At 59.6% G+C, this 22721-nt stretch carries 18 protein-coding genes; 10 read left to right on the top strand and 8 right to left on the bottom strand.

Annotated elements, in window-relative coordinates; translation table 11 throughout:
* Positions 1–37 precede the first annotated feature (37 nt).
* Positions 38–2791 carry a response regulator gene (locus ACEN83_RS23365; protein ID WP_495578566.1) on the bottom strand — a complete coding sequence of 918 codons (2754 nt, stop codon included), beginning with the start codon at positions 2789–2791 and terminating at the stop codon, positions 38–40.
* 216 nt (positions 2792–3007) lie between these two features.
* On the opposite strand from ACEN83_RS23365, the gene ACEN83_RS23360 reads away from it, so the two are divergent.
* The 3 genes from ACEN83_RS23360 (at position 3008) to ACEN83_RS23350 (ending at position 5720) form a co-directional block, all read left to right on the top strand.
* Positions 3008–3727: a response regulator transcription factor gene (locus tag ACEN83_RS23360; RefSeq protein WP_116579930.1), complete on the top strand. Its 720-nt coding sequence runs from the start codon at positions 3008–3010 to the stop codon at positions 3725–3727.
* The gene (locus ACEN83_RS23355; protein WP_495578565.1) at positions 3717–5075 is read left to right on the top strand and encodes a sensor histidine kinase; all 1359 of its coding nucleotides are present in this window, start codon (positions 3717–3719) and stop codon (positions 5073–5075) included. The genes ACEN83_RS23360 and ACEN83_RS23355 overlap by 11 nt, the downstream gene beginning before the upstream one ends.
* A 141-nt stretch (positions 5076–5216) precedes the next feature.
* The gene (locus ACEN83_RS23350; protein ID WP_495578564.1) at positions 5217–5720 is read left to right on the top strand and encodes a hypothetical protein; all 504 of its coding nucleotides are present in this window, start codon (positions 5217–5219) and stop codon (positions 5718–5720) included.
* A 46-nt stretch (positions 5721–5766) separates the two neighbouring features.
* Here ACEN83_RS23350 and ACEN83_RS23345 read toward each other — a convergent pair whose 3' ends face one another.
* Complete coding sequence (locus ACEN83_RS23345) at positions 5767–6147, bottom strand: hypothetical protein (RefSeq protein WP_495578563.1); 381 nt, start codon at positions 6145–6147, stop codon at positions 5767–5769.
* Between the two features lie 463 nt (positions 6148–6610).
* On the opposite strand from ACEN83_RS23345, the gene cysM reads away from it, so the two are divergent.
* From cysM to ACEN83_RS23315, 6 genes are all read left to right on the top strand, one after another.
* A complete protein-coding gene (gene cysM, locus ACEN83_RS23340; protein ID WP_116579933.1) occupies positions 6611–7513 on the top strand; it encodes a cysteine synthase CysM in 903 nt (300 codons plus the stop codon).
* Entirely contained in the window at positions 7513–8865 is a 1353-nt protein-coding gene (gene rlmD / locus ACEN83_RS23335; protein WP_495578562.1) for a 23S rRNA (uracil(1939)-C(5))-methyltransferase RlmD, read from the top strand. The genes cysM and rlmD overlap by 1 nt, the downstream gene beginning before the upstream one ends.
* A 122-nt stretch (positions 8866–8987) precedes the next feature.
* Complete coding sequence (gene relA / locus ACEN83_RS23330; RefSeq protein ID WP_007974540.1) at positions 8988–11231, top strand: GTP diphosphokinase; 2244 nt, start codon at positions 8988–8990, stop codon at positions 11229–11231.
* Between the two features lie 119 nt (positions 11232–11350).
* Positions 11351–12184, top strand: coding sequence for a nucleoside triphosphate pyrophosphohydrolase (mazG, locus tag ACEN83_RS23325; RefSeq protein ID WP_495578561.1), 834 nt, complete (start codon positions 11351–11353; stop codon positions 12182–12184).
* A gap of 28 nt (positions 12185–12212) precedes the next feature.
* On the top strand, positions 12213–12755 hold the full coding sequence (locus ACEN83_RS23320) for a DUF2058 domain-containing protein (protein ID WP_015096441.1): 543 nt from the start codon (positions 12213–12215) through the stop codon (positions 12753–12755).
* Between the two features lie 187 nt (positions 12756–12942).
* Complete coding sequence (locus ACEN83_RS23315) at positions 12943–13890, top strand: hypothetical protein (protein WP_495578560.1); 948 nt, start codon at positions 12943–12945, stop codon at positions 13888–13890.
* Positions 13891–13947: 57 nt separating this feature from the next.
* On the opposite strand, the gene ACEN83_RS23310 is transcribed toward ACEN83_RS23315, so the two are convergent.
* The 6 genes from ACEN83_RS23310 to ACEN83_RS23285 all read right to left on the bottom strand — a co-directional run bounded on the left by ACEN83_RS23310 (position 13948) and on the right by ACEN83_RS23285 (position 21489).
* Positions 13948–14136 carry a hypothetical protein gene (locus ACEN83_RS23310; RefSeq protein ID WP_056728002.1) on the bottom strand — a complete coding sequence of 63 codons (189 nt, stop codon included), beginning with the start codon at positions 14134–14136 and terminating at the stop codon, positions 13948–13950.
* 402 nt (positions 14137–14538) lie between these two features.
* Positions 14539–15759, bottom strand: coding sequence for a beta-ketoacyl-ACP synthase I (fabB, locus tag ACEN83_RS23305; RefSeq protein WP_007974551.1), 1221 nt, complete (start codon positions 15757–15759; stop codon positions 14539–14541).
* A gap of 11 nt (positions 15760–15770) precedes the next feature.
* Positions 15771–16286 carry a 3-hydroxyacyl-[acyl-carrier-protein] dehydratase FabA gene (fabA, locus tag ACEN83_RS23300; protein ID WP_003227150.1) on the bottom strand — a complete coding sequence of 172 codons (516 nt, stop codon included), beginning with the start codon at positions 16284–16286 and terminating at the stop codon, positions 15771–15773.
* A gap of 247 nt (positions 16287–16533) precedes the next feature.
* Positions 16534–18435 carry an ATP-binding protein gene (locus ACEN83_RS23295; RefSeq protein WP_495578559.1) on the bottom strand — a complete coding sequence of 634 codons (1902 nt, stop codon included), beginning with the start codon at positions 18433–18435 and terminating at the stop codon, positions 16534–16536.
* Positions 18432–19364, bottom strand: coding sequence for an ABC transporter substrate-binding protein (locus ACEN83_RS23290; protein WP_495578558.1), 933 nt, complete (start codon positions 19362–19364; stop codon positions 18432–18434). The genes ACEN83_RS23295 and ACEN83_RS23290 overlap by 4 nt, the downstream gene beginning before the upstream one ends.
* Before the next feature lies 1 nt (position 19365).
* The gene (locus tag ACEN83_RS23285) at positions 19366–21489 is read right to left on the bottom strand and encodes a TonB-dependent receptor plug domain-containing protein (RefSeq protein WP_495578557.1); all 2124 of its coding nucleotides are present in this window, start codon (positions 21487–21489) and stop codon (positions 19366–19368) included.
* A 195-nt stretch (positions 21490–21684) separates the two neighbouring features.
* Here ACEN83_RS23285 and ACEN83_RS23280 point away from each other — a divergent pair, with 195 nt between their 5' ends.
* Positions 21685–22710, top strand: a complete 1026-nt coding sequence (locus ACEN83_RS23280; RefSeq protein ID WP_033047849.1) for an NAD(P)H-dependent glycerol-3-phosphate dehydrogenase — start codon at positions 21685–21687, stop codon at positions 22708–22710.
* Positions 22711–22721 lie beyond the last annotated feature (11 nt).

Genomic DNA, 22721 nt, shown 5'->3' with positions numbered 1-22721 from the left:
GCTTACGCTGATGTTTGGTTCCCACGATTGCGCTGCATCAAGCGTTCATTCGCGCGTGGGCTGCCAGGCGATTGATCGCCCGGTCGAGCTCGTCCAGTGCCACGCTGGCTTTCGGATCCTGTTGCTTGAGCAGGGTTTCGCTGCGTTGGCAGGCCGCACGCAATTGCGGTACGCCGCAGTAGCGTGTCGCGCCATGCAGGCGATGGACCCGTTCGATCAAGGCGTTGTGGTCATTGCTCTGCTGAGCCAGACGGATGGCTTCGCGGTCAGCCTCCAGGGATGCCAACAGCATCGCCAGCATGTCTGCGGCCAGATCAGCCTTGCCGGCGGCCAGGCGTAATCCTTCCTCGTGGTCGAGCACCAACAAGTCATGGGCGCTGCCGTGCCCATCGCCGGAGCGCTCCGGGCTGTGATTGCGCAACGCCAAACCGCTCCACTTCAGCACCACCTGGGCCAATTGTCGTTCGCTGATCGGTTTGGTCAGGTAGTCGTCCATGCCGCTTTGCAGCAGTGCGCGTTTTTCGTTGGCCATGGCGTGGGCGGTGAGGGCCACGATCGGCAACGGCGTGCAATGCCGCTCGCTTTCCCACTGGCGAATCGCCTCGGTGCTCTGGCGGCCGTCCATGCCGGGCATCTGCACGTCCATCAATACCAGATCGAATGTCTCGTTCTGTACCGCCTTGACCGCGGCATAACCGCTTTCCACCGCGAGCACCTTGGCGCCCATGTCTTCGAGCAGGGTCTGCACCAACATCAGGTTGGCCGGGTTGTCATCGACGCACAGCACCTTCGGTGCACGGCTGGACACCGGTTCGCCCGGCTCGCTGCGCATCGGGCGCGGGCTGACGAGGTCAGACAGGGAGCGTCGCAGCTTGCGGGTACAGGCCGGTTTCGCCTGGAGCTGGCTGTGGGGGTTAGGCACGGAAAGGTGGAACAGCGTCTGTTCCGTGGTCGGGCACAGCACCAGCACTTTGCAGCCAAGGTGTTCGAGGTCCCAGATGTACTGGTTGAGGCGTTCCGGCGGCATGTCGTTGCTGGTGATGCCGAGCACGGCGAGGTCGATTGCCTGATCGGTCTGGTGGGCGGCGGTGACGCCATTGGTCAGGCTTTCCAGGGTATTGAACGGCGTGGTACTCAGGCCGCAGTCTTCCAGTTGATGCTGCAACGCCTGTCGGGCCAGTTCGTGGTTTTCCAGGACCGCCACCCGACGCCCGAGCAAGGGCGCGGCGGGCAGGTCTTCGGCATCGTCGCGGGCTTTTGGCAGGCTCAGGCTGATCCAGAATTCCGAGCCTTCCCCGGGTGTGCTGTCGACGCCGATCTCTCCGCCCATCTGTTCGATCAGGCGCTTGGAAATCACCAGGCCCAGGCCCGTGCCGCCAGGTTGCCGCGACAGCGAGTTGTCGGCCTGGCTGAAGGCCTGGAACAGGGCGCGCACGTCCTGGTTGGACAGACCGATGCCGGTGTCCTGAATGCTGATGCGCAGTTGCACGGTGTCTTCGTGCTCTTCTTCGAGCATGGCGCGGGCGACGATGGTGCCTTCGCGGGTGAACTTGATGGCGTTGCTCACCAGGTTCGTCAGGATCTGCTTGAGCCGCAGCGGGTCGCCGACCAGGGACAGCGGCGTGTCCCGGTACACCAGGCTCACCAGTTCCAGCTGCTTGGCGTGGGCGGCGGGGGCGAGGATGGTCAGGGTGTCCTGCAGCAGGTCGCGCAGGTTGAACGGAATATGGTCGAGCACCAGCTTGCCGGCCTCGATTTTCGAGAAGTCGAGAATTTCGTTGATGATGCCCAGCAGGCTGTCGGCGGATTTTTCGATGGTACCCAGGTAGTCGAGCTGGCGTGGGGTGAGCTCGCTTTTTTGCAACAGGTGGGTGAAACCGAGAATGCCGTTGAGCGGCGTGCGGATCTCATGGCTCATGTTGGCCAGGAACTCGGACTTGATCCGGCTTGCTTCCAGGGCCTCCTTGCGCGCCAGGTCCAGCTCGATGTTCTGGATCTCGATGGTTTCCAGGTTCTGGCGTACGTCTTCGGTGGCCTGGTCGATGCTGTGCTGCAATTCTTCCTGGGCATTTTGCAGGGTGCCGGCCATGCGATTGATGCCGGAGGCCAGTTCGTCCAGCTCCTGGCTGCCGAGGGGCGGCAAGCGGGTTTCCAGATGGCCGTCCTTGAGTTGGGCTACGGCCTGCTTGATCTGGCTCAGTGGCCGGTTGATCGTGCGACCCATGCGCAGGGCCAGCAGTGCCGCACCGATCAGTCCGGCTGCGATCAGCATCAGGCTGGCGAACAGGCTGCGGTAACCGCGCAACAGCATGCTGTTATGGGACAGCTCCAGTTCGACCCAGCCCAGCAGGCGGTCGGCTTCTTCGGGAATCACGTCTCCGGCCAGGTTGCGGTGTTTGCCGAACACCGGCAGCAAATAGCGGGTCGCATCGTTGCCACTGCGGCGCAGCATCTGCATGCCACTACCGGAAGGTGTCTGGTTGAGCATGGTCGGGCCGGCGTGGGCCAGCAGCGTGCGGTCGGGAGCCAGGAAGGTTACGGCCCGTACGTCGGTTTGTTCCAGGGCCTGGGTGGCGATGCGTTCGAGCAGTTCGTTGTCCTGATGGCCCATGGCTGGCGCCGCCAGGGGGGCCAACTGCTCGGCGATCATTTCGCCGCGCTGCATGAGTTGGGTTTGCAGGTCAGCCTGTTGCATCCAGGTAAAATACCCCCCCAGCACCAACGCCATCAGGCTGGTTGGCAACAGGGTCAGCAACAGCACGCGGCCTTTGATTCCCAGTTTCTTGAGCACGCATCTCTCCTGCATCCCGCTATTCATAGACCTGCACATATATCCGTCATGCAGCACTTGCGCAGTGTAGCGATTTGCTCGCGGGCAATCTTCGTAAAAATGCGGCTGCCATTCGTCGGCCCGAGCAGCTCATTGGTGCTCCAGCCAAGCGGTGGGTTGCCCCTGGCGAGGCAATCTTGAATAATCAATTCAACTGAGAATTGTTTGCAGATAGTCATGACTCCCATCACAGCCAGCCTCCCCCGAATCCTGTCCATTGAAGACGACCTCGTGCTGGGCGCCTACGTGCATGAGCATCTGGACCGCAGCGGCTTCCAGGTGACCTGGTGCCAGAACGGCCAGGAAGGCCTGGACATGGCCCGGCGGCAACCTTTCGACGTGGTGCTGATGGATATTCTGCTGCCGGGCCTGGACGGTCTGGCGGTGCTGACCCAATTGCGCCAGAGCCATGCCACTCCGGTGTTACTGATGTCGGCCCTCGGTGCCGAATCCGACCGCATCAGCGGCTTTCGCCTGGGGGCCGACGATTACCTGCCAAAGCCTTTCAGCATGGTGGAATTGCGGGTGCGCATCGAAGCCATCCTGCGGCGGGTGGCCCTCGACCGCCGCCCCGTCCCAGCAGTGCCAGCCCCTTCGATGGACAGTCTGCGTTTCGACGATGAACGCTTCGAGGTGTTTTATGGCGAGCAGGCCGGCGGCCTGACCCGCAGCGAGTATCGCTTGCTGGAGACACTGCACCGCAGCGCCGACGAAGTCTTGAGCAAAGCCTTCCTTTATCAGCAGGTGCTGCAGCGCGGTTACGCGGCCCATGACCGCAGCCTGGACATGCACATCAGCCAGATCCGCCGCAAGCTCAAGGCCATTGGCTACACCGAGCGCGAAGTGCGCACGGTCTGGGGCAAGGGTTACATCCTGAGCGCCGCCGATGAAATGTAACTTGCCGGGCAGGCATTCGCTGTTCTGGAAACTGGCCTGTTTATTGGTCGCGTTCTGTCTGCTGATGATCTGGTTGAGTTGGTCCTGGGGCCGTTACATGGAGCAGCGCAATCAGTTTCTCTCCGATGAGGCCCGCGGCACCCTGACGCGCTATGCCGCCGAGGCCGAGCAGGCATGGCAACAGGCGCAGAGCGCGGGTGTCGATGAATGGTTGCAAGGCATGCATCAGCGGGAAAAAGGCTGGGTGGGTGTCATCGGCGCGGATTTGCAGTCCTTGAGCAACCAATCGCTGACGGACAAGGAAGTCGAACGCCTGACGTTTTTGCGCGGCCTGGATTGGCCCGTCCACAAGAAGGGCCGGCCCTGGATGCGTGTGCCGTTTCCGGGGGACCCTTCCACCGGCAGCCTGGTGATCGAGTTGCCCGAGCGCTTCGTTCCCGGGCACTACCGGCTGTTCTGGCGGGTGATCACCAATGGGGTGATTCCGGGATTGTTCACCCTGTTGCTGTGCGTCGGGCTGTACCGCCTGCTGGTGGTGCCGCTCAATCACTTGCGCGCGCAGGCGAATGCCTGGCGTGCCGATCAACTGAACGTACGGCTCTCGAGCCGGACCACCAATCGGGCGGATGAACTGGGCGAGCTGGGCAGGGCGTTCGATCACATGTCTGAACGCCTGCAAAGCACCGTGGCCTTGCAGCAGCAACTGTTGCGCGACTTGTCCCACGAGTTGCGCACGCCTTTGAGCCGCTTGCGGGTGGCCAGTGAAAGCGAGCAGGGGCTGGAGCTATTGCGCGAACGTATCGCCCGGGAGGTCGATGGCATGCAGCGCCTGGTGGAAGACACGCTGCAGCTGGCCTGGCTGGACACCGAGCGCACCCGCTTGCCCGACGAAGCGATCCAGATCCAGGCGCTGTGGGAGATGCTCACGGAGAATGCCTGCTATGAAAGCGGTTGGCCTGATACTCGGCTGCAATGCACGGTGGATGCATCCTGCTGGGTGCGCGGTCATCTCAACACCCTGGCTCAGGCACTGGAAAACATTCTGCGCAATGCGATTAGGCATTCGCCCAGCGGCGGCGTTGTTCATCTCGGCGGACGGCGTGATGGTGATTACTGGCACCTGTGGCTGGAAGATCAGGGGAGTGGCGTGGCGCAAGAGGATCTGGAGCGGATGTTCCTGCCCTTCACTCGACTCGACGGCTCACGGCCGGGGGACGGTGGGTTTGGCCTGGGGCTGAGCATTGCGAGGAATGCGGTGCGGCGCCAAGGCGGGCAAATTTGGGCGCAGAACACCGGCACTGGCCTGCAGGTGAATATGCGGTTGTTGGTTCATGCATCACCGGTTTGATTCGATGATGTTCGCAATGCTTAGTTTGATATAACTTGCAACATGTTTTGGGTGGGGTTGGCGAGTTGGGGGGCTAAAGATCTAAGTCTGGATACCGATACCTAGTTTGCGAATAAAATCCAAGAGAGGACGGTAGAGAATATGATAATAAATTATCCACCCCTGTCGATGAAAGTGGATCCTTATGTTGTCAATAGTCCTGGGGAAACAAAGAATGCATACACAATAACAGAGGCAGATAAAGCCGAGAGCAAGCTGAATTTTACAGACAAATATTCGATTGATGATCTGAAAAATTCGCTGAAGGGTTATGATTTCACATCGGTCACTACCGATGAACTTGTAGAGATTGGCGCGATATTCTTCGAGAAAGGTTTGATTGATTCAGGTGTGTTTGGTTTTTTTATATCCGGGAATATGGCGTCTGATGAAAATGGTCATCAGGCGGCAAGAAACGTTAAGTATAACGCAATAGCCATGTTTAATCAGATGTTTGAGGAGCGATTGGCTATTAGTGGGTCGTATTCCAATCCGGGATTTCATGAGATAACCAAGGATTTGTTACGTACGAATCACACCATCGCCGCGCTCTCTTTTTTTGCAGGCTCGGATCAAAACGATCTGTCCGTAAGCATTAAAGCCTGAACTCACCAGTGCCCGAAAAACTACTGGGCACTGGCAATCTTACTGCTTATCGCCCATATCGCGTGGTGCCGGAGTAACCTTTGGCTACGTTGTGTTCATTTTTGAGGCGGACTCTGTAAGTGCCTAGTCGACCCAATGCTGAAACATTTTGGCGGTTGCCACCGTCGACTTTGGTCCAGTTTGAACCATCCAGTCTTTCAATAAACAGCTGTGGAGGAGAGCCAGAGCCAAGACCTGTAATAGTGGATGAAATATTTGCCTGTTGGCATCCATTTGCGCTGGTGATGGTAAACGGCCCCTGTACAGTTAATTCTGTGTTGGCAGGTACAGTGCCACTATAGGAGTTTTGAATGTAGATGCATGCTGCCGAAGCCTGGCCGGCAGCAAGTATCAGTCCCGCGAGAGAAAATGTAAGAAAAATTTTCATTTGGTTTCTTCCTTGAAGTAAATTCATTTTGACAAATTTGAAGGTGTGAGCCTCGCATACGAGCTGTCGCGTTTCCCTGCACCCTATGAAAAGTCAGACGTCTTGTTGACTGATCATGGAAAAGATTACCTGCCAACTCTGATACTCACTAGTTCATGCGTGTCGTTGCAATGCGCAGGAAACTTCCGATGAATACATTCTTTTTTCTTACAGAAAATTGCATTTTCTGGCAGCGATTTGTTACCCCTTGTTTTAAACAGGACGGAAAGCTGCGACAGGTGCTTATCTCCGTGTCGTGCGAGTTGGGTTGCAGGAGCGAAGCTTGCCCACGAACAGGCACGCACATTCGCCACGAATGTCTCCCTTATTCCCATAAACCATAAGCATCACACTTTGCGTGATATGGCCTGAGAACGTTTGCCGGTATGATAGGCGCCCCCGCAGTCTGGATTGCGAATACGCCATGACCTTGCAGTACCCAACCATCGCCGATTGCGTCGGCAACACTCCGCTGGTCCGTTTGCAGCGCCTGCCCGGCGCCACCAGCAACACCCTTTTGCTCAAGCTCGAAGGGAACAACCCGGCGGGTTCGGTCAAGGACCGTCCGGCGCTGTCGATGATCACCCGCGCCGAACTGCGCGGGCAGATCCATGCCGGCGATACGCTGATCGAAGCGACCTCGGGCAACACCGGGATCGCCCTGGCCATGGCCGCCGCGATCAAGGGTTACAAGATGATCCTGATCATGCCTGACAACTCCAGCGCCGAACGCAAGGCGGCCATGACCGCCTATGGCGCCGAGCTGATCCTGGTCAGCCAGGAGCAGGGCATGGAAGGCGCCCGTGACCTCGCGCAGAAGATGGAAGCCGAAGGTCGCGGCAAGGTTCTGGATCAGTTTGCCAACGGTGACAACCCCGAGGCGCACTACACCACGACCGGCCCGGAAATCTGGCGCCAGACCGAGGGCACCATCACCCATTTCGTCAGCTCCATGGGCACCACCGGGACCATCATGGGCGTGTCGCGCTACTTGAAAGAGCAGAACGACAACGTGCAGATCATCGGCCTGCAACCGATGGAAGGCTCGGCGATCCCGGGCATCCGCCGCTGGCCCCAGGAATACCTGCCGAAGATCTACCAGGCTGACCGCGTGGACCGGATCGTCGACATGGCCCAAAGCGAAGCCGAAGACGTGACCCGTCGGCTGGCCCGTGAAGAAGGCATTTTCTGTGGCGTGTCCTCGGGCGGTGCCGTGGCGGCAATGCTGCGCCTGTCCAAAGAAGTTGAAAACGCGGTGATCGTCGCGATCATCTGCGACCGTGGCGACCGTTACCTGTCGACCGGCATTTTCGACGCGGCCAACTGATGGCCAAGCATGAAAGAGGCCTGCGCTTCCAGCCCACCGGTGGCAGCAAGGCCCCGCAAATCCCGACCGGCAAAAAGCAGCGCCTGACCATCGAGCGCCTGGCCAATGACGGTCGCGGCATCGCGTTTTTCGAAGGTCGCACCTGGTTCGTCATCGGCGCGTTGGCCGGTGAAGAGATTGAAGCGCGTGTGCTCGGCGCCCACGGCAAAGTGGTCGAGGCGCGGACCGAACGGGTGTTCAAGGCCAGCGAATTACGCCGCGCGGCACCGTGTGCCCATGCCGGCCGCTGCGGCGGTTGCAGCGTGCAGCATCTGCCTCATAACGAACAACTCGCCCTGAAACAGCGCATGCTCGCCGAGCAGTTGTCGAAGGTTGCGGGCGTCGAACCCGAAGAGTGGGCGCCGCCATTGAGTGGTGCAGAATTCGCCTACCGGCGTCGCGCCCGCGTGGCGGTGCGCTGGGACATGAAGGCGAAAAAGCTCGAAGTCGGTTTCCGTGCCGCCGGCAGCCAGGACATCGTTGGCATCGATGATTGCCCGGTGCTGGTACAGCCCTTGCAACCGATCATGGCCCGCTTGCCGGAAATGTTGCGGCGCTTGAGCAAACCCCAGGCACTGGGGCACGTGGAGTTGTTCAGCGGCTCGACGCTGGCGGTCTTGCTGCGGCACATGGCGCCGTTGTCTGAAAGTGACATGACCATCCTCAAGGATTTCTGCGCGTTCCATGAGGCCCAGTTGTGGCTGCATGGCGACGGTGAACCGCAACCGGTCGAGGCTGACCAGTCGCTGGGCTATCGTCTTGAACAGTGGGATCTGGAGCTGGCGTATCGGCCGGGAGATTTCATCCAGGTCAACGCCGGCGTCAACGAAGCGATGGTCGCCCAGGCGCTGGACTGGTTGAAGCCGACGGCGGATGAGCGCGTACTCGATCTGTTCTGCGGCCTGGGCAACTTTGCCTTGCCGCTGGCCAAGGCTGCTCGCGAAGTGGTGGCCGTGGAAGGTGTGCAGGTGATGGTCGACCGGGCGGCGGCGAATGCCGCTAGCAACAATCTGCATAACGCGAAGTTTTTTCAGGCCGATTTATCCCAGCCTTTGACGGACGCCGAATGGGCCGCCGAAGGCTTTTGTGCGGTACTCTTGGACCCACCGCGTGACGGTGCTTTCGAGGTTGTGCGCAAGCTCAAGACCCTGGGCGCCGAGCGGTTGGTGTATGTGTCATGCAACCCGGCAACGCTGGCGCGCGACACGGTCGAATTGATCAAGCAGGGCTACCGGTTAAAACGTGCCGGGATTCTCGATATGTTTCCTCAAACGGCACATGTCGAGGCCATGGCTTTATTTGAAGCGAGCTAGGATGCTCGTCTGGTCCGACTGGCCCGCCCGTGCAGCCGCGCACCGAGCCCGACGTGGGCGCACCGGCAACGAAGGTCAGCGATTTGACGCATTGAATCTGCGTCGTAGGGAAGGTAAGCAAGATGGTACAGGTGAGAGCACACCAGCCGATCAACACCGACGGCAGTATCAATCTCGAGGCTTGGCTCGATCACGCGGTGAGTGTCGATCTGGCACTGGATCGCGAAGCCTTGAAGGAAGCCTGCGAGTACGCTCGCGAGGCCGAACAACAAGCCAATGCGGCACAGAATCTGTGGTCGGAAGGTAACTCGACTTTCCGTACCGGACTTGAGATCGCCGAGATCCTCGCCGATCTCAAACTCGACCAGGACTCTTTGGTCGCCGCGATCCTGTATCGAGGCGTACGCGAAGGCCAGATCAAGTTGCCGGCGGTCAGCCAGCGCTTCGGTCCGGTGGTGGCCAAACTCATCGATGGCGTGCAGCGCATGGCCGCGATCAGCGACAGCCTGAGCCCGCGAAAATCTTTGGTGCTGGGCACCCAGGGCCAGGTGGAAAACCTGCGCAAGATGCTGGTGGCCATGGTTGACGACGTTCGCGTCGCCCTGATCAAGCTGGCCGAACGCACCTGCGCCATTCGTGCGGTGAAAACCGCCGACGACGAAAAGCGCAACCGCGTGGCCCGTGAAGTCTTCGACATTTATGCGCCACTGGCCCACCGCCTGGGTATCGGCCACATCAAGTGGGAGCTGGAGGATCTGTCCTTCCGTTACCTGGAGCCGGACCAGTACAAGCAGATCGCCAAGTTGCTCCACGAGCGACGACTGGATCGCGAGCGCTTCATCAGCGACGTAATGAGCCAGCTGAAAAACGAATTGCAGGCCACCGGCGTCGATGCCGACATCAGCGGCCGGGCCAAACACATCTATTCGATCTGGCGCAAAATGCAGCGCAAGGGTCTGGAGTTCAGCCAGATCTACGACGTGCGTGCCGTTCGCGTGCTGGTGCCGGAAATGCGTGACTGCTACACCGCGCTCGGCATCGTCCACACCCTGTGGCGGCACATCCCCAAAGAGTTCGACGACTACATCGCCAACCCCAAGGAAAACGGCTATCGCTCACTGCACACGGCGGTGATCGGGCCTGAGGGCAAGGTGCTGGAAGTACAGATCCGCACCCACGCGATGCATGAGGAAGCCGAGCTCGGCGTGTGCGCGCACTGGCGCTACAAGGGTACCGACGTCAAGTCCGGTTCCAATCACTACGAAGAGAAAATCTCCTGGCTGCGTCAGGTGCTGGAGTGGCACGAAGAGCTGGGCGACATCGGTGGCCTGGCCGAACAACTACGGGTCGATATCGAGCCTGACCGGGTCTATATCTTTACCCCGGACGGCCACGCCATTGACTTGCCGAAGGGCGCGACGCCGCTGGACTTCGCCTACCGCGTACACACCGAAATCGGTCACAACTGCCGTGGCGCCAAGATCAACGGGCGCATCGTGCCGCTCAACTACAGCCTGCAAACCGGTGAACAGGTCGAGATCATTACCAGCAAGCACGGCACCCCAAGCCGTGACTGGCTGAACCCGAACCTGGGTTACGTCACCACGTCGCGGGCACGGGCGAAGATTGTTCACTGGTTCAAGCTGCAGGCTCGCGACCAGAACGTCGCGGCCGGTAAAACCCTGCTTGAACGCGAGCTCAATCGCCTCGGTCTGCCGGCGGTGGATTTCGACAAGCTGGCCGACAAGGCCAACATGAAAACCGCCGAAGACCTGTTCGCCGCCCTCGGTGCCGGCGACTTGCGTCTGGCGCAACTGGTCAACCTGGCGCAGCAACTGGTCGAGCCGGAGCGCGGCAACGAACAGCTGGAATTGATTCCGCGCAAAGCCACGGGCTACAAACCAGGTAAGCGCGGTGATATCCAGATCCAGGGCGTCGGCAACCTGATGACCCAGATGGCTGGCTGCTGCCAGCCATTGCCGGGCGATGCCATCGTCGGCTACATCACCCAGGGGCGCGGTGTGAGCATTCACCGCCAGGACTGCGCCTCGGTGCTGCAACTGGCCGGGCGCGAGCCGGAGCGGATCATCCAGGTCAGTTGGGGGCCGGTGCCGGTGCTCACCTATCCGGTGGACATCGTCATCCGCGCCTACGACCGTTCCGGTTTGCTGCGTGACGTGTCGCAAGTGCTGCTCAACGAGCGGATCAACGTGCTGGCGGTCAATACCCGCTCGAACAAGGAGGACAACACCGCGCTGATGTCCCTGACCATCGAGATTCCGGGGCTGGATGCATTGGGGCGGTTGCTGGGGCGGATTTCCCAGTTGCCGAACATCATCGAAACCCGGCGTAACCGTACGCCGTGATGCGCGCTATGTAGGAGCTGCCGAAGGCTGCGATCTTTTGATTTTGTTTTTCAAGATCAGATCAAAAGATCGCAGCCTTCGGCAGCTCCTACAGAGACCGGTTTTTGCGAGAGAATTTGATGTACAGCCTTGAAGATTTGCTGCATCTGATGAACCGCCTGCGCGACCCGCAGTACGGTTGCCCATGGGACATCAAGCAAACGTACGCCACCATCGTCCCGCACACCCTTGAGGAAGCCTACGAAGTCGCCGACGCGATCGAACGCGGTGACTTCGATCACTTGCAGGGCGAGCTGGGCGATCTGCTGTTCCAGGTGGTGTATTACAGCCAGTTGGCTCGCGAGGAAGGGCGCTTCGAGTTCGCCGGCGTAGTCGACAGCATCACCCGCAAACTGATCCGCCGTCATCCCCACGTGTTCCCCACCGGTGATCTGTACGCGCCTCTGGATGTCCCACGCCTGAGTGAGGAGCAGGTCAAGCAGCGCTGGGAAGAGATCAAGGCCGAAGAACGCGCGGAGAAATCTTCGGCACCCGAGCAGTTGTCGTTGCTCGACGACGTCCCTGCTGCATTGCCGGCGTTGTCACGCTCGGCAAAATTGCAGAAGCGCGCGGGGCAGGTCGGCTTCGACTGGCCGGACGCCTTGCCGGTGCTCGATAAAGTGCGTGAGGAGCTCGATGAAGTGCTCGAAGCCATGTCGGAAAACGATGCCGAAGCCGTGGCCGACGAGATCGGCGACCTGCTGTTTTCCGTGGTCAATCTGGCGCGGCATCTCAAGGTTGATCCGGAAACCGCACTGCGTGGCGCCAACGGCAAGTTTGAAAGACGCTTTCGTTTTATCGAACAGGCATTGCGCGATACCCGTCGTCCCATAGAAGATTGCACCCTCGAAGAGTTGGACGCCTTGTGGGGCGAAGCCAAACGTCAGGAAAAGAATTTGCCCAGCTGCGGTTGAGCCGTGGCCCAAGTGAGTAATAAGCACCATGAGCATTTCCCTTCGCGACCAGTTGCTCAAAGCAGGGCTGGTCAACCAGAAGCAGGCCAAGCAGGTCAGCAAAGACAAGCAGAAACAACAGCGCCTGGCCCACAAAGGCCAGATCGAGCTGGATGACTCCCAACAGCGCGCAGCGCAGGAAGCCATGGCCGAGAAGGTCAAGCGCGATCAGGAACTCAACCGCCAGCAGCAGGAGAAAGCCGAGGCCAAGGCACGTGCCGCGCAGGTCAAGCAGTTGATCGAAGTCTCGCGCCTGCCAAAGCTGACGACCGAGGACTACTACAACTTCGTCGACGACAAGAAGGTCAAGCGCATCTGTGTCAACACCCTGATGCGCAACAAGCTCAGCAGCGGATCGTTGGCCATCGTGCATCACGCTGGCGGCTACGAAGTGATTCCGCGCGAGGCGGCGCTGAAGATTCAGGAGCGCGATCCGCAGCGCATCGTGCAGCTCAATGTGCAGACTGAAGAGGTCATCGCCGAGGACGATCCGTACGCAGCCTATAAGATCCCGGATGACCTGATGTGGTAACAGATTCAATGTTCTAGCAGGCTTACATGTTTGCTAGTACTTTGCATGAATAATGCATTGAGCCCGAAAGATTGTATAGATACGATCTTTCGGGTTTTCTTTTGCCTGGGAATAATATCTTTTTGGAATGATATTTGTGTCAGGAGAAAGCAAGTGAAATGAACTTTAGTATCCAAGGATGGAATAAATGTTTGTCAGTATCGCTTCGTTACGCCAACCCACGTGCAAGTCGCAGCTTTCACAGTCGCGACCGCTCGGACAATCCATTCGCGATTATCTGGACGATGAAATTGTCGCTCGTGCCGAGCTTGTACGCCGAAAAATCAAGATCGCTGCAAAAGCCGCTCGCGAGGATCATGGCGCGAGCGCTTGTGTTTTCTTTACCCTGCCTGAGTTCTTCTGGAACATCCCCTGGCGTGAGGTCCGCAATGTGGAGGAACTCCATGAACTGAATTCTGCCTACCTGGAGAAAGTGCCAGCATGTATAGCTTTATTGATGACCGAACTGCCAGTGGAGCGCTATGGAAAGGTCGTATTGCTGGCGGGAAGCTGTGCGACACTCATCAAGGTTGGAGAAGGTGAGTCGAGTTATTACGACGTTATTAATTACTTGCTGGCGATCACCAATAAAGAATATGAAGTCGATATTCCTTTGATGTCGATGTGGCCGAAGCGCCATGTATCAGGTATCGACTTCGGCAAATACCTGGCTTCGGAGGGGGACTTTTGGCTGTTCAAGATTTCCGAGGAAATCGAGGTCAAGGTGAAGAAACTCAGCAGCGTGCGGGCTGAACACAGTTATTTCGGTGGTTATGAAGGGAAGTTCATCAATAGCCTCGTCAATGGCTGCCCTTTTGCAATCAACTTGTGCCTGGATTACTACAGTCTGAAAGAAGGCGAGCGCGACATTCAGGTTGAACTGACCGAGGCAAAAATCGATTTCCTGATCGCCTGCGGCTTGCCTTTCAATTATTCCAAGCGTCACCCGTTATCGCTGCAGTTTTCGACCCGCAATGACGGAATGGGCAATGGCGAGGTCGAGGTGGTCAGGCTTCAAGCGGGCTGGATTGTTGAAAGTGTTCCTTCGGTGAAGATCGAAGATGACCTCCATTTGACGCTGATCGAGGTTGTTTGATGTGGATGCAGCCTGCCTGGCAGGAAAGGGCAGGCTGCACCGTGGTCGAGTCTGTTTTCAACCGGTTGCGAGCTCGCGTTTACGCTCGAGCATTTCCAGTTCGGCCCTGTAGTTTTGCGCGTCGGTCTCGGAATGGAACATACCGACCAGCAGGTCTTGTTGGTGCACGTCCCAGATCCGGATACCGGCGGCTACACCCTCGTGGGATTTATGTGAATCGTCGCGTTCAGTTACTTTGACAGTCATCTGCTAGCTCCAATCTCTGTTATCTGCAGCAAGGCGTGTGCAGGCCTCTGTTATAGAGTTTGGTAGCTTGCTAAGTAAATGGTTGAGTTTGGTAACGGTTTTTTGCAAAAACGGAAACAGTCCTGCAGCCCGCTAAATACGCGACATTCGGTCGCAGGCCGTTGAGTTTCATGACAAAGGTTTCATGTTTGTGACGATGAAACTGCAGGCTGAATGCAAAACCTGTGGGAGCGGGCTTGCTCGCGAAAGCGATTTAATATTCAACATGGATGTCGACTTCCCCACCGCTTTCGCGAGCAAGCCCGCTCCCACATGGATCGCAGTGTTGCCCCATTTTCAGCAGCAAAAAAAAAGCCCCGAACCAGTCGGGGCGTTTTTTTTGTGCGGCTCAGCAGCGGGAAATTACTTGCCTTCCCAGCGCTTCAGTACCAGCGTGGCGTTGGTGCCACCGAAACCGAAGCTGTTGCTCATCACGGTGTTGATGGTGGCGTTTTCGCGGGTCTTGGTCAGCACCGGCAGGTCGGCCACTTCAGGGTCCAGCTCGTCGATGTTGGCGGAGCCGGCAATGAAGTTGCCTTCCATCATCAGCATGCAGTAGATCGCTTCGTGAACGCCGGCGGCGCCCAGGGAGTGACCCGACAGGCTCTTGGTGGAGCTGATGGCTGGAGCCTTGTCGCCGAACACTTCACGCACGCCTTTCATTTCCGCGACGTCGCCGACCGGAGTCGAGGTGCCGTGGGTGTTCAGGTAGTCGATCGGGGTGTCGACGGTGGACAGCGCCTGCTGCATGCAGCGGATCGCGCCTTCGCCACTTGGGGCAACCATGTCGTAGCCGTCGGAAGTCGCGCCGTAGCCGACGATTTCCGCGTAGATCTTCGCGCCACGGGCCAGAGCGTGTTCCAGCTCTTCGACCACGACCATGCCGCCACCGCCGGCGATGACGAAGCCGTCACGGTCGGCGTCGTAGGCACGGGAGGCTTTTTCAGGGGTGTCGTTGCGCTTGCTGGACAGAGCACCCATGGCGTCGAACAGGAACGACTGGCTCCAGTGCTCTTCTTCACCGCCACCGGCGAAGACGATGTCCTGCTTGCCCATCTGGATCTGTTCCATGGCGGTACCGATGCAGTGAGCACTGGTGGCGCAGGCAGAAGCGATGGAGTAGTTCAGGCCCTTGATCTTGAACGGAGTGGCCAGGCAAGCGGAAACGGTGCTGCTCATGGTCCGCGTGACGCGGTATGGGCCGACGCGCTTGACGCCTTTTTCGCGCAGGATGTCCAGCGCTTCCATCTGGTTCAGGGTCGATGCGCCACCGGAGCCGGCGATCAGGCCGGTACGCGGGTTGGAAACCTGCTCTTCGGTCAGGCCCGAGTCGGTGATGGCGTCTTTCATGGCCAGGTAGGCATAAGCTGCCGCATGGCCGACGAAGCGATAGATCTTGCGATCGATCAGTTCTTCAAGGTTGAGGTCGATGGAGCCGGAAACCTGGCTACGCAGACCCATTTCGGCATATTCCGGGTTGAACCGGATGCCAGGGCGGCTTGCACGCAGGTTAGCGGAGACGGTCTCTTTGTCATTGCCCAGGCAAGAAACGATGCCCAGACCAGTGATAACGACGCGGCGCATGCGGATAACCCTTAGAAGTTGTCAGTGGAGGTGAACACGCCGACCCGGAGGCCTTCGGCGGTGTAGATTTCGCGACCGTCGACAGTGACCGAACCATCGGCGATGGCCAGGTTCAGCTTGCCCTTGAGGACGCGCTTGATATGAATGTTATAGGTGACTTTCTTGGCGGTCGGCAGGACCTGGCCGAAGAATTTCACTTCGCCCGAACCCAGCGCACGGCCACGGCCCGGCAGGCCTTGCCAGCCCAGGAAGAAGCCGACCAGTTGCCACATGGCGTCGAGGCCCAGGCAGCCCGGCATCACCGGATCGCCTTCGAAGTGGCAGGCGAAGAACCACAGGTCCGGATTGATATCCAGCTCGGCGACCAATTCACCTTTGCCGTACTTGCCACCTTCTTCGCTGATCAGGGTGATGCGATCAACCATCAGCATGTTCGGGGCGGGCAGTTGCGCGTTACCAGGGCCGAACAGCTCACCGCGACTGCAGCGCAGCAGGTCTTCCCGGGTAAAGGCGTTTTGTTTGGTCATGCGAGCTCCTCAATAGTCCCATGCGGCAGGTGGGGCAAATCTTCCCGGCCGATCGAAGCGTTCATGCCTCGAACCGGCAGCCTACTCATAGACTATTGCGTTGTGGTGAAAGTCACAGCACCAAGGACATGAATGTACACTTGTGCACTGAAATTATTATTCAAGCCCCTTTTCGGGCCTGTCGAGGTGCCTAAGACTGCCGCACTTTCGCCTTTCACGCCAGTCGCAGATGGTCGAAAGGCCTGTACTACTGCACCCACCGTTGCAGAATTTGTTGCAGATCAGTCCGTTTGAATGGCTTGGCCAGGTAATCGTTCATCCCTGCCGACAGACAGGCCTCGCGATCGCCCTGCAAGGCGTTGGCGGTCAGGGCGATGATCGGCAGGTCGGTGCACCCGGGTAACTGGCGGATTTGTCGGGTGGCTTCATAGCCATCGATGACCGGCAAGCGGCAATCCATCAGGATCGCTTCGAAAATCAGGCTCTCGGCACTGCGTACCGCCTGCGCGCCGTCGGCGGCGACACTGACCTTGAAGCCCAAACTGCGCAACATGGCTTCGATGACCGTCTGGTTGACCGGGTTGTCTTCGACCAAAAGCACATTGCGCCCTTCGCCGTCGCTGTCGCCGGTTTGCGTGCGGTGGGGCAACAGCGGCTGCGTCTGCTGGTGCAGGGCCAGGGGAATTTCCAGGGTGAACACCGAACCGCGGCCTTCCTCACTCTGCGCGCGCAAGGTGCCGCCCATGCGTTCGGCGAGGGTGCGGGCAATCGGCAGGCCCAGCCCGGTGCCGCCGTAGCGTCTTGAAATGGAGCTGTCGGCCTGCTGGAAAGCGTTGAACATCAATTCCAGGCTTTCGGCCGGGATGCCGATGCCGCTGTCGCGCACCGTGCAGGTGAACCACAGCAGTTCGTGATCCAGCGACTGCCATTGCGCCTCGAGGGTGACGCGCCCCTGCTCGGTGAACTTCAGCGCGTTGCCCACCAGGTTGACCAGTATCTGCCGGATACGCGTCGGGTCGCCCTTGACCTGCAGGCCGCGCATGTCGTCGGGGATCATCAATTGCAGGTCGAGACCGCGTTGCGCGGCGCTGTGCTGGAACGACTGGGCGCAACTGCCGATCAGGTCGGCGAGGTTGAAGGGAATGTGCTCCAGTTCCAGCTCCGAACGTTCGATCCGCGAGAAATCCAGGATGTCGTTGATGACCTTGAGCAAGTGTTCGGTGGATTCCGAGGCCAGCGCTGCGTACTCCACCTGTTCTTCGGTCATGTCGGTGGTTTCCAGCAACTGCAGCATGCCCAGTACGCCATTCATCGGCGTGCGCAGTTCATGGCTCATCATGGCGAGGAAATCGGATTTGGCGTTGTTGGCCTTTTCCGCCTCTTCGCGGGTCTGGATCAACTGCGCCATGGCCTGGTGCTGTTCGCGGCTGGCCTGCTCGAGACCGCTGGCGAGGTTGTTGATGTGTTGCGACAGCGCCCCCAGCTCGGTGTCATCGACAATCGGCAGAGGTGTTTTGTATTCGCCGGCCTGTATCGCCTTGACGGCATTGCCGATATCACGGATCGGTTGTGACAGGCTGCCTGCCAGGCGTCGGGCTACAAGGAAGGTAAACAACAAGGCAAACAGCGCCAGAATGGCAGCCTTCAGCACGATTTCCTGCTGGCGTCGACTGAAGGCATCGTTGGACAGCCCGACGATCACCCGGCCGAGGTAGTCCTCGGTGGGGGCGGCAGTGGCGGTTTTGCTGCTCTGGAAAAAGTCATTGTGCAAAGCGATTCGCTGGAGCCGTATGGGGGCCTGGAACACTTCGAGCTGTTGCGCGCGATTGTGGTGTTCGTTCGGTTGTTCGACGTACACCAGAACCCGGTTGGCGCTGTCCTGGATTTCCAGAAAACTCACGTTGGGCGTGCTCAGCGTTGCCTTGAGCAAGGTTTCAAGCACTTCGCTGTTGCCCGAAATCACCCCGTACTCGGTGGCGGGGGCCAGTTGGTTGGCGATCAACTGGCCGGTGTGGGAGATTTCCTGACGCAGATCCTGGATACGCACGAAGGTGAAGAAGCTGATCAGCAACAAGGTCAGCAGCAGGGCGGGGCCAAGGCTGATGAGTTGGGTGCGGGTGTTGATGTCCCAGCGACGACGCAGGTTCATGGACGGCGTTCTCCTTCAGCCAGCAATGTGGCGACTGACGCTTCGTTTATCTGTTCGATACCCAGGGAACGCGCCACCTGGGGATTGCTCGCGACCTTGAATCGGTGGGGGTAGTGCGAGCGTGGCCAGGTGGCCGGTGGCCGGTCGAGCAATTCGTCGAGGACCGCCAGCCAGTCGCTCTGATCGCTGTAGGTGCTGGCCAGGCTCCCGGCCTTGACGAAGCCCGCGTTGGGGCCGATCAGTGCCATTTGCCGCGAGTAGGTGCTCAGCAGCAGGTTCTTTGCGGTTTGCGGGTTGTACAGGTCGGCGTCGTCCAGTCCCAGCAACACGTCGCTGTTTTTGAGCAAGGTCTGTAACGGGCGGCTGTCGTGAATGTTGTTCCAGCGTTGGGTGACCACCTCAAGGCCCAGGGGGAGGGCGGCCTGACGCAGTTCATCCAAGAGGAATTCACTGTGGCTGTCGTAGAGCACGCCGATGCGTTTGGCTTGGGGCAACAGGGTGCGGGTCAGGCGTAATTGGCGGGCCGGCGGTGGATCGCTCCACAGCAGGCAAAGGCGCGCCGGCAGCGAGCTGCTCAAGCGTTGCCGGGCTTGCAGGCGGCTGATGCGCAGCACCAGTGTCGCCGGACCCTGGGCGTCCTGCAGGCGCCAGTCGAGGCTGGGCAGGTCGAGGAGAATCAAACGGATGTTTTCCGGCAGTTTTCCCGGTATCGGCAAACTGGCCAGCGTCTGGAATCGCACGTTGTCGTTCGGTCGCAACTCGCTCAGGGCCCGGCTAAACGCCCGCACACCGGGGCTGTCTTCGGCCCCCGTGAGCAAAATGTCGGCCGCGTTGCTCGCCAGGCTGCCCAGCATGCCGGTGAACAGCAGGCAAAGCAGCGCCAGCAACCGGCCCAAGGTCGGTGTTTTCCAGGCCGGGCGATACGGCACCTTAAAGTTCCAGCTCTGCACTGAAATACATCACGTGGCGCTGGTCATAATGGTTGTCGACGAAGGTGGTCGGCTGATTGTCCAGGCGTTGCTGGAGCACCCCGGCCAGCTCCAGGCTGGCCTTGCCCAAGGCGATACGCTTGGCGATACGCGCATCGACCCGTTCGAAGCGGTAGCCGTTGAGTGCGTCGTCGCCATAATAGAAAAGCGCACTGTTCCAGCCCTTGCCCCAATCGCGCAGCCATCCGGCCGAACCACTGTTGCTTGCTGTCTGCCTGGCATCCAGTGGATTGCTGGCGTCGGCATCGACGAAGGCATAGGTCAGTCGCAGACGATCGAAGCGGCCGACACGCCAGTCGAGCTGGGTTTCGGCTCCCGAAAAACGCTCTTTGTTGGCGTTGCTGGCGATGTACTGATTGTTGCGCAGCGGTTCACTGATCATGCCGGTGATTTCGTCGTGGAACAGCTTTACGTCGAGTGCCAGCCCCGCTTCGGGGAAATAGCCGTTATAGCCCAGCTCCCGGGAGCGCATGTGCTCTTGATCGAGGTCACCGGGGCCACGGGTCTTGACGAAGTAACGGGCGCTGGACTGGCCAAAGGCACCGGGCTTGAGGTTGGTGACCTGATAACTCCAGTTGACGTTGTTCTCGAACATGTCCGGCGAACGGATAGCCTCGGAGTACACCGCACGCAAGCCGTGGCGCGGGTTGATCAGGTAGTTGACCGCCATGCGAGGTGTCAGCGAGCTGCCGATCAACCGGGTGTCCTCGAACATGGCGCCGCCTTGCAGCAACCAGTGTTCGCTGGCACGCCACTCGACCTGGCCGAACACCCGCCAGATCCTGTCGTCGAGAGTGCCATTGAAGTAAGTCTCGGAATCCGCCCGGTCGTAACGATAGTTCATTCCGCTGACCAGCCGCAGGTTATCGGCAAGGCTCAAGGTGTCCTGCAGTTCAAGGTCGTAGCGCGTTTCCCGGGTGCTCTGGTCGATGTCGCCGCAAACGGTCTGGTTCGCACCGTTGCGCCATTGATCGAGTACCTGGTTGGCCAGCGCCTGCTCGGCGGGTGTGCCAGCCGGGGCACCACGGCCGGTGAAGCGTGTGATGTTACGGGCCAGGCGTTCGGTGTAGTTCGGGTTCAGTTGCCAGAGCTCGGTCAATTGCGGGCTGAACGAAATTTCTGCGTCGCAGGCGCGCCAGGTTTGCTGGCGATCCCAGTGTTGGGCCGAACCCTGGATATAAAGGCTGTGATCGGGATTGATGTCCAGGTTCCAGCGCAACGACCCGGCGTAGTCCTTGGCCGTGACGTCGGAGTCGTTGCCGGCGCGGGTAATTCCCGGGAACACCGGCTGGTAGGTATAGGGCCGCTGGTTGGTGCCGTCCTTGGCATTCACTTGCCAATCGAGGCTTTGCCGTTCGTCGAGGCTCTGGCTGACCGCGAGGTTGAAGCGATCGAGGCGACGACTGTCATGGTAATCAGCGCCGGTTCGGTCGGTATCGAAGCCGTCGTCTTGCTGGCCGGACAGGGACAGGCGCATGTCACCATCCTCCCAGCCCAGGCCCTGGCTGGCATAAAAGTCGTTGATGCCGCGCTGGCCCCGGGTGACTTTCATGCGGGTACCGTGGCTGTCGGCCGGCCGCCGGGTAATGATGTTGACCACCGCCATCAGGGCATTGGCGCCGTAGCTGACGGTATTGGGCCCGCGAAAGACTTCGATGCGCTCGATGTCTTCCATGGCCACCGGAATGTCGCTCCAGTCGACGGTGGCCAGGCCGGCGCGATACACCGAGCGCCCGTCGATCAGCACTTGCATGCGTCGCGCTTGCGTCGCATTGGTGCCGTGGTAGTTCACCGCGGCCTGGTTGCCACTGATGTTGCCGACCATCATCCCCGGCACCAGGCGCAGCAGTTCGCTGATGTCGCGGGCACCGCTGGCGTGGATCAGGGCGCTGTCGATCACCGTCATGCTGCCTGGCACGGCAGCGGGCGACTGCTTCAGGCGCGTGGCGGTGAGCACTTGCGGCAGCGGTTCGCTGTCCAGGAACAGGTCGTCGGCCAGCACCGGCGAGCTGAAAATCAGCGCCAGTACCAGAGGCGAACGCGGTGAGGGAGCAGCCGGAGACACAACACATCCCTGTCAGTGATTGATGGCGCGCATGTTAACCGAGCCGAATGACTTTTCCATTCACGATGTCTGCATTTTCCTCGGTTTTATTGGTCTTCTTCCTAGGGGAGCAGGTATTTGATGTCGGGGCTGGCCGCCGATGGGCTGCCCCGTATAATGCCGACATCGCCACTGGTATGGATTAACGGATTGCATATGACTGAACAGCGCCCGATTGCGGTCCTGGGAGGCGGAAGTTTTGGAACCGCCGTGGCTAATCTGCTGGCCGAGAACGGGCATCAGGTCCTTCAGTGGATGCGTGACCCCGAACAGGCCGAGGCCATTCGGGTCAATCGCGAAAACCCGCGTTACCTCAAAGGCATCAAGATTCTGCCCGGTGTTACGCCGGTCACCGACCTGCAAGCCACTCTGGACGCCTGCGACCTGTGTTTCGTCGCACTGCCCTCCAGCGCGCTGCGCTCGGTGCTGGTGCCGCACGCCGAACGCTTGAGCGGCAAAATGCTGGTGAGCCTGACCAAAGGCATCGAAGCCCACACGTTCAAGTTGATGAGCGAGATTCTCGAAGAGATCGCCCCGCAGGCACGCATCGGCGTCCTGTCAGGCCCCAACCTGGCCCGCGAAATCGCCGAACATGCGCTGACGGCCACAGTGGTCGCCAGTGAAGACGAAGAACTGTGCCAGCAGGTTCAGGCCGCGTTGCACGGCCGCACTTTTCGGGTTTATGCCAGCGCCGACCGTTTCGGCGTGGAACTGGGCGGGGCGTTGAAAAACGTCTACGCGATCATCGCCGGCATGGCGGTAGCGCTGGGCATGGGGGAAAACACCAAGAGCATGCTGATCACCCGGGCACTGGCGGAAATGACCCGCTTCGCGGTGAATCAGGGTGCCAATCCGATGACCTTCCTGGGCCTGGCCGGCGTGGGCGACTTGATCGTGACCTGTTCTTCGCCAAAGAGCCGCAACTATCAGGTCGGCTTCGCCCTCGGCCAGGGCCTGAGCCTGGACGAGGCCGTCACGCGCCTGGGTGAAGTCGCCGAAGGGGTCAACACCCTCAAGGTACTCAAGGCCAAGTCCCAGGAGGTTGGCGTGTACATGCCGCTGGTCGCCGGGCTGCACGCGATTCTGTTCGAAGGCCGCACGCTGGAGCAGGTCATCGGTCTGTTAATGCGTGGCGAGCCGAAAACCGACGTCGACTTCATTTCCACCAGTGGTTTCAATTAATCACGCTTGCC

It is taken from the genome of Pseudomonas sp. Pseusp49, from assembly GCF_059491875.1.
This window is presented reverse-complemented; position numbering and strand designations above follow the sequence as displayed.